Origin of the sequence: uncultured Thiodictyon sp. (assembly GCF_903946935.1) — a bacterium.
Classification (GTDB): domain Bacteria; phylum Pseudomonadota; class Gammaproteobacteria; order Chromatiales; family Chromatiaceae; genus Thiodictyon.
This window is the reverse complement of record NZ_CAJAXH010000014.1, coordinates 54,376-65,454: the sequence shown is the minus strand read 5'-3', so window position 1 is coordinate 65,454 and position 11,079 is coordinate 54,376. Positions and strand designations below refer to the sequence as shown.

Below are 11,079 nucleotides of genomic sequence, written 5' to 3'. Positions count from 1 at the left end.
TGTTGACGCTCGCGATCGGTTACGAGGACAGGCGCAGGACGAAGCAAGGGCATCGAAAAAACCAGAGTAGATCACGAAGTTTGCATCTTACAACGCGCTCTTCAGAAACGGTATTAGGATTTTCATCCTGCGGTACTAGGCTACGGCAGATTGCGAGGTCGCGTCCCCGCTAAAGCCGCTCCCGCGGTGGACTTTCATCGTCTGGGGTGACTGGCCTTGCTGCCATAGCCGTTAGGTGATTTCCGCAAAATACTTGACCGATTTTCCGTTCGTCCTGAGCTTGTCGAAGGATGAACGGAAAATTACGCTACAAGGCTGATATTGAATCCGTTCATGGTTCGACAAGCTCACCACGAACGGATTGGCCTTGATCACAGCTCCGCGCGCCAGCGCTCCCAGGCGCGGCGATCACGAGAGGCTGGGTGGCAGGAGTTATGATCAACGCCAACGGATTCAAGCGCACCACGAATGGATGCAATAAGGGGTACGAGCTTTCCCGGAATATCGCCTTAGCCGGCTAAAGCCTCGGCCTCCTGTCTCTTTATGTCGCGTCCATGGCGCGGCAGCCCGGCCGGCGGCCGGGCTGAAGGTAGTTGAAAGTAAATTGTTAAAGATCACGGTGGACTAGAGCGTCAGCCAGCCATAGCCATGACTGACGGCATGTCCGAAGGAAAAGCCGGCGGGCAGCACGGCATTCGTGGTGAGCTCGCCGGTCAGGCCGAGCAGCTTCTCCCCTTTGTAATGACAGGTGCAGGTCTGCGGCTCGGCCAGGGTCGCGTACAGCCGCTCAGGAAAGGTGACATCCAGTCCGCGCAGGGCGATCAGCAGATTTGCCACGAGCAACCGCTCGCGTTCGCTGCGTTGCTGCGTGGGGGTCATCGCCTGATAGCGTCGATAGTTTTCCTGGTTGAACAGCAAGACCGGCGTTTCCAGCCGGTAATGGCCCAACTGGTCGCCGACACCGAACTGTCCCTGATTCAGGGTCAAGGCGGCATCGCTGACCACTACCGGGGTCTCACCGAGCAGCAAGTTCAATTCCAGCCAGGGTAAGTTCAATAATCGATCGGCAGCCTGCCCCCAACCGACGACCAGCCCCCGCCCGTGGCGCCAACGGTATTGCACGCGAGGATAGCGGTACAGCGTTTTTCCTGTCAACAGGTCGTGCTGGTGAAACAGGTCATCACCGCGAAAGGCATTGGCCAGTGCGCCGCGCAGTTGCTTGGTGCGCTGCTGCGTTCCCCCGGCCAGTTCGCGATCCCAGCGCAGCTCGACCTGGGTGAGCGGGATAGTGGCTAGAAGATGCATGTGGCTGTTTCCCCCGGCAGGCCGATAAAACCGGCGTGACGATCATAGGTTTCCGGGCCGGTGTCGAGCCGATTGACCTCGTTGCGGTCCAGGCCATGCGCGGCGTGGGCGCTAATCTGGATGACCCGTTCGTAAAAGGCCCGCTTGAATGGGCGAAACCGCTGGTCCTGTTCGGCGGGCATGAGTTGCGGGTCGTCCCGCAGGGCGCGGTAATCTTCCCACAGTGCCGCGTCCGGTGGTTTGCGTACCACGAAGAGTGAGACCGTTGGCCGCTCCTCGATGAGTTGAAAGTTGTGCTCAACGGCCAGCAGATCGCCGCGCGCCAGTTGCTCATCGACTCGCAGCTGGTCGTGGCGCGCCCGGCAGCCGCGAAAATAGTCTTGGCTCAACTCCAGAAAGTCGCATTCATCCCAGCCGTCCGCCGTGCCCAGCGTCTCCTGTGTCACCTCGATCAGGGCGCTGTCATAGACCCGGCGCCAGAGCGATTCGCCAGGGCTGCCATCCGGTTTGGAGGTCTTCAAGTGCCAGAGGTTGACCTCACCCGGCACCGCGCCGGCCTCGCCGTGGCGATTGCAGCGCCCGGCCGCCTGGATGATTGAATCGAGCGGTGCCAGGTCGCGATGAACCACCGGAAAGCTGAAATCGACCCCAGCCTCGACCAATTGGGTGGTGACTGCAATGACCGGCTGGCCCTGTCGCAACAGGCGCTGAATCAGCCTGATCCGTGCCCGTCGATCAAGCGGCGTCAGGTCGGTGGAGAGTGCGACCAGGGGGCGCTCCGGGAAGGCGGCACGCAGTGCTTCAAACAATGTGCGCACCGCCCGCCGTCGATTGACGATGATGAGTGCGGCCCGCGGGTGCTGGTGCAGTTGCGCGATCAGGTGCTGGGCGAAGGCCTCCAGCGTGATGGGTTCGCGATGATGAGCCAACAGCCGGGTACGGGTCATGGCGCGGAAATGCGTGGCGTGATCCGGCAGCAATTCCACCGCGTCGCCCGGCTGGAAGATGAGCGGTCGGGTGGCGGTCAGCAGGACGAAGCGGGTGCCAAGGGTCCGGGCGGCGGCGATGAACAATTGCCGCAGGGCCTCCCAGTAGCGCAAGGGCAGTGATTGGACCTCGTCTAACAGGACCAGTGCCCCGGTCAACTGACCGGCCCGCTTGAGATTGGCGTTGCGTGGACTGAGCAGTGAGTGCAGCAGTTGATGAAAGGTCGTTACCACCAGTTCACTCTGCCAGGTTTCGGTGAGTAGCTGGCCGGCACCGTCCGCTTGATATTCCGCGCCCTCGGTGCGGAAGGTGGCCTCGGTCAGGTGATGGTGCTTGAGCAGTAGGTCTTCGCGATCGGGCAGGCCATTGCTGCGCAGCACGGCGCGGAATACGGCATGGTTCTGGTCGATGACCGAAGTGAAGGGCAGGCAATAGATGATGCGCGGGGCACTGCCGAGACGCGACTCCAGCCCGGCGCGGACCTGCAAGGCGGCGTGGAGCACGGCCAGGGTCTTGCCGGCCCCGGTCGGCGCGGTGAGGGTCAGCAGGGGCTGATCCAGGTGGGCGAGCCAGGTCCGGGCGACCGTCTGCGCAATCTGTTCGCGACGCTGATCCAGGGCGCAACCGGCCGCCTGGCGGTGGGTGTCTGCCCCGCCCCAGAGTCGTTGCTTGTGCATCGTCACCGCGTCGGCGGGCAGCCGCTGGCGTTCGATCTGTCTGCCCTGCAGGGCGGCATCGGTCTTGTCGACGGCGAGCAAGGCGCCGAATCCTGCAAGCAGGGCGAGGGCGTCGTCGACCGGACCGAAGGCCTTGCGCAGTTTCGAACCGAGGGTCTGGCGGTCGCGCAGCCGCGCCTCAATGGCGGCCAGGGTCAATGGTTCCGGCGCGGCGGCCAGGCCCTGCCCGGGGTGGCGTGCGGCGACCTCGGTCAGCCACTGGTGGATGCCCGCCAGGTCCATGGCCGCGAGTTGAATGCGCAACGGACAATCTGGCTCGCTCCACTGCGCACGCATCTGCTCCAGGAGCATCGGCCATTCCTGGAAGGTCAGCGGCCCGTGATGACGGCGCACCGCAATGAAGGCTGCAAGGCGTTGCCAGAGTGGCCAATCGAGTCCAGCGCTGTACCACCACAGGAGCAGCGCGCCCGTCTCGGCGTGATGACTGAGTTCTGAGCGCCGACCGGCCCGCAGCAGATACTCCTGAAACCAGGGGGTGGCCTTGCCGAGGTCGTGAAAGAGGCCGGCCACCAAGGCAATGGCGCGGATTTCAGCGCGCGCCGTTGGGGCGATGCCGGCGGCGGCCCGTTGCGCGACCCGCTCCAGATGGGCCGGCAAGGGATCGCCCGGATGGGCGAAGGCGTTAGAGAAAAGCGACGCGGTCGGGGCCGATGGCATGTAAGACTCCGGTTCCACCCTGGCCGCGGATCGGTTGTCCGTCTTCGGCCAGTACGATTTCCTGATAGCGATGCACGATGCGTTCGCCGTCCATGGCGGCGGGAACCCGCAGCCGGTGGTAGCGTCGGCGGTCCTCATAATGCACCTGAATACCGTCGCGCAGCGGCACCGCCGTAATGGTCTGCCATTGGGGATCGGCCAGGGGTTGGGCCGGCCACTCCCCGATCCAGGTCAGATCGGCGAGACAGGGCGCGAGCCCCAGCGCGACGGTGTAGGCACTACGGCCGGTGCGCAGCCGCTCTCCCAGTTCATCGGCCACTGGGTCGGCCAGCCCGGCGACATAGATGCGAAAGTGCGGATGGTGCAGAAACTCGAAGGGGACTTGGGTGTGGGTGTTCTGACCGGCGCGCGGGCGGAAAAAGCCATCGGTGCCGTCCTTGGTTTGCAACAGATTGAGCGCCGCCCGGAAGACCCGCAGCGGGGCGCGCAGCCCCACGGCGATGCGTAACCGGTCCCAGCCCAGTTGCTGGTGATAGATGTCCTTGCGGTAGCCGAGCACGGCGCCGAGCATTCCCAATACCGCCGGTGGCGGCGGCAGCGGGTAACTCACGGGGCTCATCGGCGAATAGGGCTTTTTGAACTGGCCGTATTCGCCGGCGATGTCGAAGACCAGGGTCCGCATGGCTACAGTTCCAAGGCGGTGACCGGCAATCCTGCCGCTGCGGCCAACTCGGCAAAGAGTCCGGCCTGAGCGCCGGATTGGCAGCGCAGACGCGGGTCTTGCATCACCCGCAGGCCGGTCAGTTGCGGATAGTGGTGCAGGGCGCTCAACAGCTCGCCGACCTCCAGACAAAAATCGCGGGTCGAGCGCAGGGCGGTGTCTTCGACGCCCTGGTTGGCGAGACTGATGCGGCGCGGCAGGGCGCCCAGCCGGTAGCCGGGGCGATACTGAGCCACCACCAGGAGCAGCGGGTCATGGCCGATCTTAGAATGGGTGTTGAGCGCCGCGGTGCCGCGCCATAGACCTTGCAGCAGCAGGTCGAGGTCGGCCTCGCTGAGTCCGGTGGTCTGCGCGGCGGTTTCGTTGGCCACCCCGTAGGCGGCGACCAGTGCGTAGGGCAACAGCCAGCGTTCGGCGAACGATTTTTGGTTGCCCTTGTCGCTGCCCGCGTAGGCGGCGGTCTGCTGCACCAGGGTCGGGCTGACGCGATGCAGTGAGCGGTTGAAGGCGGAGAACTGCACCGGCCCGGTCAGTTGCAGCGAGGGCTCGTTCTTGCCGAGCGGCAGGGTGGCGCCGAACAGGCGCGCATCGATACAACCGCGCAAGACCGCGGCCTCCAGGGCCTGACGCTTGGCCTCGCCCTTCTTGCCCTTGGCGGCCTCGGCCAAAAACTGCTCGGCGCGGTCCTTGCCCTCTGACAGAAATCCGTCGGCCTTGAGGGTGTCGCGAATCAATACCTCACGGCCAGCGGCCAGGCGCTGTTCGACATCCGGCTCCAGGCTCAGGAACCAATCGCGCACGGTGCGCTTGATGCGCACATCGCTGATGGTCGCCTCGCCGGTCTCGGGATCGGTACGCGGGCGGTTCTCATCGAGTGGGTCGCCATTGGGGTTGCAGTCCTTGGCCTCGTAGATGAAGAGAATTTCGTAGCGGCTGGTGATCGCGGTCATGGGTGTGCTCCTGAAGAATTGTTGAACGTCGCGACGGTCAATCATGGAGGTCTGTGGGTGCCGCTTCAGTGACGCCGGTAGCGGCCTTATCGAGCTGTCCGATCCGGTAGGCCAGGCTATAACCGATCGTAAAGGCAAAGGTTGTCTCTTCATCGCCGATGGCCCAATCCTCGCCACAGGCCACCCAGGCATTGGCCAGGTCCGGGTCGAGTCCGGTGATGACATAGCCAAGCTTGCCGTATTGGGCCAGCTTGCCGTGACCTTCGCGGTAGAGTCGTTGCAACTGCGGGCGACCCAGCAGCCGGCCGATGAATTTCTTGGTGAATGGATCGGCGCCGCGGACCTGCCGCTGTACCGAGGCCACCTGCGAGGCATAGCAGCCGGTCAGAAAGGCCACGACCAATTCCGGGCGGCGAAAGAAATCGGCGTGCTCCTGGGTATAGCGCCCATAGGGGCTATTGGGGATGACTTCGGACATGGCGCGATGCTCCATCACGGGGGCGGGGACGATGAGTTTGGTCAATCGGGCATAGCGGTAGAGGCCCCAGGCCTGGAGCGTCATCCAGTGCAAAAACTTGGGCTCACGCTTGCCGGTACTGAGCAATTTGCCGACCAGGCAGTGCAGAAAATGGCTCGGGTTCACTGTCTGCCCATCAAACAGGGCCGCCAGCCAGCCGCGCAGGGTATCCTCACTGGCCTTGTCACTGGCGCTGGAGAAGTTTTTGAAGGTCATGGCGTTGATCTGGACCGGCTTGCTGTCGGTCTTGCTCTCGGCCGTCAAGTCGAGGGCATTGGCAATGGTCCGGCCGGCGCGATGCAACAGGTGCAGACGGCTGGGCAGCAATTGTTGCACCTCGGCCTGTACGCGCCAGGCCGCGTTTTGTTGTTTGAAAAAGATCAACGCGAAGGCGAGTTGATCGCCCACACCGGCAAATTCTTCCGTCAGGGCCAGTTCATCGGCGAGTAGATCGCGGGCCTTGCCCAATTGATAGCGATCGGGACGCTGACCCAGACGGGCGCGCAGCTCTTCGCGTACCTCTGGGTTGTTGCTGTAGGGCAGAACCAGATAGCTCTGCCCGGCCATGCTGCTGGACAGGTAGGTCTCGGCGAAGGTGAAGGTCTCGGCGATGGACAGGGCGCAGTCGCCGCACACGGGGAAATTGCGATGCGCCTTGCCGGCCTGGAAGCCGCCGGCGATGGCGCCAGGATTATTAAGGTTGTAGCAGGCCACGACGGCATAGTTGCCAAAGACCTTGACCGCCGAGCGACCGCAAACCGCACAACTGCCGCTCGCCCGCTCCCCGCCCTTGTCGGCAAAGGCGGACAAGGCCCGCTCGACCAGAAAGGACTGAACTTCCGGCCAGGCATACACCGACTGCATCTGGTCATCGGCCCAGTAGACATAGCCGCGATGCTCCTTGCCGTCGATGCCGGCCGCCTTTTGTGCCGTCTCAACCTCGGCCCAGATCGCCGCTTGCGCGTCGTTGAAGCAGGTGAGACTGTCGACCAGCCACTGGCGCTTTTCGCCCGGCAGGCTGGGATGGTCGGCGAGTTCCTTGACGCTTGCGGCCAAGCGGTTGGCGGTGTTGCCTGCCAGTTTGCAGCAGGGGGTGAAATCGGTGCCATTGGGCGGCCCGGAGCGGTAGACCACGCCTTGGTTGCCGCTGTAGGTCTTGACTGCGCACCACTCGCCCCCCGGGCCGAAGCACAACGCCAGTCCGCGGTCGTAGTTGGCGGGCATGCCTTCGTTGAGGCGTTCCCAGGCCGCCCGCTCCGGCAGGCATTGGCTCAGTTCGTAAAGAAAATGAAACATTTGCTGCGTCCGGCCGAAACCCAGCCGTCATTAAAACAGAACGGACGCGGTTTGTCCTGCGGCGCAAACGTGCGCCGCGATCATGGCTCTGGCCGCTGGCCGGCGGGAGCGGCATCAGCCGCGACGCGACCTCACAAACTGCCTTGGCCTGATCGCGGCTGAAGCCGCTCCCACGCGCGACTTTCACGGTAAAGCCTCGACCTCCAACAGAACATTGGGGCCGCGGCCACGACGATGATCAGGTCCGCCGCTGCATGAAGTGCTCCAATAGCGCCGCCGTGGAACCGTCATGCTCCCCACTCACCGCCCCCGCCTCCAGCTCCTTGAGAATGACCCCGGCGAGCTGCTTGCCCAACTCCACCCCCCACTGATCGAATGAGTTGACGCCCCACACCACGCCCTGAGTGAAGATGCGGTGCTCATACATCGCAATCAGCGCGCCCAGGGTATAGGGCGTTAGGCGCTCCATGAGTATGCTGTTGGTGGGCTTGTTACCGGGGAAGGTGCGGTGGTTGGCAAGGAAGCGGGCACGCTCGTCGGGCATGCCGGCGGCAAGCATCTCGGCCAGGGCCTCATCATAGGTGCGCCCGCGCATCAGGGCCTCGGTCTGGGCGAAATAATTGGCCATGAACTTGAGGTGATGATCGCCCAGCTCATTCTGGCTGTGAATGGCCCCGATGAAGTCGGCCGGGATCAGTTGGGTACCCTGATGGATGAGCTGGTAGAAGGCGTGCTGGCCATCGGTGCCGGCCTCACCCCAGACCACCGGGCCGGTGGTATAGTCGACCGCCACACCCTCGCGGGTAACCCGCTTACCGTTGCTCTCCATATCGCCCTGTTGCAGATAGGCCGGCAGATAGCGCAGGTATTGGTCATAGGGCAGGACGGCATGGGTGCGGGCGCCGGCAAAGTTGGCATACCAGATCCCCAACAGACCCAGCAGCGCGGGGATGTTCTCGCGGATGTCGGCGGTGCTGAAGTGCTCATCCATGGCATGGGCACCTTCCAACAATTCCTTAAAGCGATCGAAACCGACCGCGAGCGCAATGGGCAGGCCGATGGCCGACCAGAGCGAATAGCGCCCGCCCACCCAATCCCAGAAGCCGAACATATTGGCGGTGTCGATGCCGAATTCGGCCACCTTCTGCCCATTGGTGGACACTGCGACAAAGTGACGGGCCACCGCGGCCGAATCCCCGAGCGAGGCCAGCGCCCAGGCACGGGCGCTCTCGGCGTTGGTCATGGTCTCCTGGGTAGTGAAGGTCTTGGAGGCAACGACGAACAGGGTGGTGGCGGGATCGAGCCCGCGGACGGTCTCCACCAGGTGGGTGCCATCCACGTTGGAGACGAAGTGTACCCGCAGCCGGTCGCTAAGGTAGGGGCCGAGCGCGGTGCAGACCATCTTGGGCCCCAGGTTGGAGCCGCCGATGCCGATGTTGACCACATCGGTGATGGGCCGTCCGGTATAGCCCTTCCAGTCGCCGGCCCGGACCTGCTCGACAAAGGTCTCCATGCGGTCCAAAACCGCATTGACTGCGGGCATCACGTCCGTGCCGTCCACCAAGATCGGCCGGTTGGAGCGGTTGCGCAGGGCCACATGCAGCACGGAGCGCTGCTCGGTGTTGTTGATCGGCTCGCCGGCGAACATGCGCCGCGTCCAGCCCGGCAGGTCGACCGCGCCGGCCAGGTCGCACAACAGGTCGAGGGTCTCCTGGGTGATCCGGTTCTTGGAATAATCCACCCGCAGCCCCGCCGCCGATAGGGTCATGCGCTCGGCGCGCTGGGGATCGGCGGCGAACAGGTCACCCATCCGGGTGTCCTTGAGTTGCTGCCAATGCCGCTCCAGGGCCTGCCATTGGGGGGTCTGAGTGACGAGCGACATCGGGTCTTCTCCTGCGGATGAGTGGGTAAGCGGGCTTGAACGAGGCCAATTCGGCTGGAGCGCCAGCACCTGCCGCGGGGCGGGCCGCCCGACCAAGGGTGCGGCACAGTCTTGCATCACGGACGCCCATCCGACCAGGGCAAAATGTGCTAACGTGGCGGCCATAAACAAAACTGTCACATCTGTGGCGATGTTAATCTAAATCAAGGGCGCCGGGGCGTCCGATCGACCTCTTTAGGACCCGCTATGGATCAATCAGTGCATCGCTACCCGAGCCCGGACGGACTGCGCGTCCTGTTGGCCAGCAGCGAGGCGCACCCGCTGATCAAGACCGGCGGGCTCGCCGATGTGGCCGGCAGCCTGCCGCTGGCGCTGCGCGAACTGGGCCAGGACGCGCGCCTGATCCTACCCGCCTATCCGCGCGCCGCCAGACAGTTGCGTGAACCCCGCACCCTGTGCGAGATCAAGGTGCCGGGCGCCCGCACCGGTGTGCGCATCCTGGGCGGCAGTCTCCCCGATCACGACCTGCCGGTCTATCTGGTCGACGCCCCGGAGCACTTCGCTCGCGAGGGTAACCCCTACACGGATCTCTCCGGGCGCGACTGGGGCGACAACGCCGAGCGCTTCCTGCTCTTCTCCCGGGTCGTGGCCCAACTCGCCCAGGGTCTGCCGGCCCTGGGTTGGCGGCCGGAGGTGTTGCACACCAACGACTGGCAGACCGGGCTCGCCCCGGCCTTGTTGCAGGGCGTGCCGGGGCGCCCGGCCACCGTCTTCACCATCCACAACCTGGCCTACCAGGGGCTCTTCGACCGCGCCACCTTCGACCGGATCGGCCTGCCGGGGTCCCTGTGGGGCATGGTCGGGCTCGAGTTCCATCAGCGCCTGTCCTTTATCAAGGGCGGCATCGTGTTCTCCGATCGGGTGAACACCGTCAGCCCAACCTATGCCGAGGAGGTGCGCACCCCGGCGCACGGTTGCGGGCTGGACGGCCTGCTGCGCCAGATCGGCACCCGCTTCAGCGGCATCTTAAACGGCATCGATTACCGCGACTGGGACCCGGCCATCGACCCCCTGATCCTCCAGCCCTACGACCAGGGCAACTTCGGGCTGAAGGCCGAGAACAAGCTGGACCTCCAGCGCGAGTTCGGGCTCACGCGCAACGAGGGCGCCTTCCTGCTCGGCTATGTCGGGCGCCTGGTGGAGCAGAAGGGGATGGACCTGATCCTCGGCATCCTGCCCGGACTGCTCCGGGACCCGGATGTGCAGTGCGTCATCCAGGCCTCGGGCGAGCGCTCGTTGGAGCTGGCGATCCAGACCCTGGCGGCCGCACACCCACGGCAGGTGGGGGTGTCCTTCGGCTATGACGAGACCCGCGCCCACCGCATCGAGGCCGGCTGCGACGCCTTCCTGATGCCCTCGCGCTTCGAGCCCTGCGGGCTCAATCAGCTCTACAGCCTGCGCTACGGTACCCCGCCGATCGTCCACCGCACCGGCGGACTGGCGGACACCGTGGTCCATGCCTCGCCCGCGGCCCTGGCCGAGGGCCGGGCGACCGGGTTCCTGTTCGATGCGCCCACCGCGGACTCGCTCTGGCATGGCGTCCAGCAGGCGCTGGGCCTGTATCGCGGGGACCCCGAGGGGTGGCGGCGGCTGGCGGTGACCGGCATGGCGCGCGACTTCAGTTGGGAGGCCAGCGCGCGCTCCTACCTGCAACTCTATGCCGACGCCATCGCCGAGCGGCGGCTGGCCGGCGCTCAGGCCACGCAGCCGGCAGCGGCGTGAGACGCCGCCCGTGGGAGCGGCTTCAGCCGCGACGCGACATCGCAAGCTGCCGTGGGCTCGTCGCGGCGCAAGCCGCTCCCACCGGGCTCCGCAGCTCGGTGGCTGCGATTCAAATGCATCGAGGTGTTGCACAACGCCTCCGGAGTGCCTAGAATCGCTCCCTCTCGCGGGTGTAGTTCAATGGTAGAACTTCAGCTTCCCAAGCTGATAGCGTGGGTTCGATTCCCATCACCCGCTCCAACTTC

Annotated in this window: 7 protein-coding genes and 1 tRNA gene; 2 read left to right on the top strand and 6 right to left on the bottom strand. The window is 64.7% G+C overall.

Features of this window, described 5'->3' with window-relative positions; translation table 11 throughout:
* Positions 1 to 624: 624 nt before the first annotated feature.
* From QZX93_RS01385 to pgi, 6 genes are all read right to left on the bottom strand, one after another.
* Positions 625 to 1,305: a CRISPR-associated endonuclease Cas6 gene (locus QZX93_RS01385; protein ID WP_295388837.1), complete on the bottom strand. Its 681-nt coding sequence runs from the start codon at positions 1,303 to 1,305 to the stop codon at positions 625 to 627.
* A complete protein-coding gene (cas3, locus tag QZX93_RS01380; protein ID WP_295388836.1) occupies positions 1,293 to 3,686 on the bottom strand; it encodes a CRISPR-associated helicase Cas3' in 2,394 nt (797 codons plus the stop codon). The genes QZX93_RS01385 and cas3 overlap by 13 nt, the downstream gene beginning before the upstream one ends.
* Positions 3,652 to 4,368 (bottom strand): type I-B CRISPR-associated protein Cas5b, encoded by a 717-nt coding sequence (gene cas5b, locus QZX93_RS01375; RefSeq protein WP_295388835.1) that lies wholly within the window; start codon positions 4,366 to 4,368, stop codon positions 3,652 to 3,654. Before cas5b ends, cas3 begins: the two co-directional genes overlap by 35 nt.
* A gap of 2 nt (positions 4,369 to 4,370) precedes the next feature.
* On the bottom strand, positions 4,371 to 5,357 hold the full coding sequence (gene cas7b / locus QZX93_RS01370; protein WP_295388834.1) for a type I-B CRISPR-associated protein Cas7/Csh2: 987 nt from the start codon (positions 5,355 to 5,357) through the stop codon (positions 4,371 to 4,373).
* 37 nt (positions 5,358 to 5,394) lie between these two features.
* Entirely contained in the window at positions 5,395 to 7,170 is a 1,776-nt protein-coding gene (locus tag QZX93_RS01365; RefSeq protein WP_295388833.1) for a TM1802 family CRISPR-associated protein, read from the bottom strand.
* 238 nt (positions 7,171 to 7,408) lie between these two features.
* Complete coding sequence (pgi, locus tag QZX93_RS01360; RefSeq protein WP_295388832.1) at positions 7,409 to 9,052, bottom strand: glucose-6-phosphate isomerase; 1,644 nt, start codon at positions 9,050 to 9,052, stop codon at positions 7,409 to 7,411.
* Positions 9,053 to 9,298: 246 nt separating this feature from the next.
* On the opposite strand from pgi, the gene glgA reads away from it, so the two are divergent.
* Positions 9,299 to 10,834 (top strand): glycogen synthase GlgA, encoded by a 1,536-nt coding sequence (gene glgA, locus QZX93_RS01355; protein ID WP_295388831.1) that lies wholly within the window; start codon positions 9,299 to 9,301, stop codon positions 10,832 to 10,834.
* A gap of 166 nt (positions 10,835 to 11,000) precedes the next feature.
* Positions 11,001 to 11,074: transfer RNA gene (locus QZX93_RS01350), tRNA-Gly, on the top strand.
* The last annotated feature ends 5 nt before the right edge of the window (positions 11,075 to 11,079 follow it).

What these genes read in the sequence shown, in the direction of transcription:
- pgi (WP_295388832.1), bottom strand. Translation starts at nt 9,052, where the DNA reads ATGTCGCTCGTCACTCAGACCCCCCAATGGCAGGCCCTGGAGCGGCAT.
- cas3 (WP_295388836.1), bottom strand. Translation starts at nt 3,686, where the DNA reads ATGCCATCGGCCCCGACCGCGTCGCTTTTCTCTAACGCCTTCGCCCAT.
- QZX93_RS01385 (WP_295388837.1), bottom strand. Translation starts at nt 1,305, where the DNA reads ATGCATCTTCTAGCCACTATCCCGCTCACCCAGGTCGAGCTGCGCTGG.
- QZX93_RS01365 (WP_295388833.1), bottom strand. Translation starts at nt 7,170, where the DNA reads ATGTTTCATTTTCTTTACGAACTGAGCCAATGCCTGCCGGAGCGGGCG.
- glgA (WP_295388831.1), top strand. Translation starts at nt 9,299, where the DNA reads ATGGATCAATCAGTGCATCGCTACCCGAGCCCGGACGGACTGCGCGTC.
- cas7b (WP_295388834.1), bottom strand. Translation starts at nt 5,357, where the DNA reads ATGACCGCGATCACCAGCCGCTACGAAATTCTCTTCATCTACGAGGCC.
- cas5b (WP_295388835.1), bottom strand. Translation starts at nt 4,368, where the DNA reads ATGCGGACCCTGGTCTTCGACATCGCCGGCGAATACGGCCAGTTCAAA.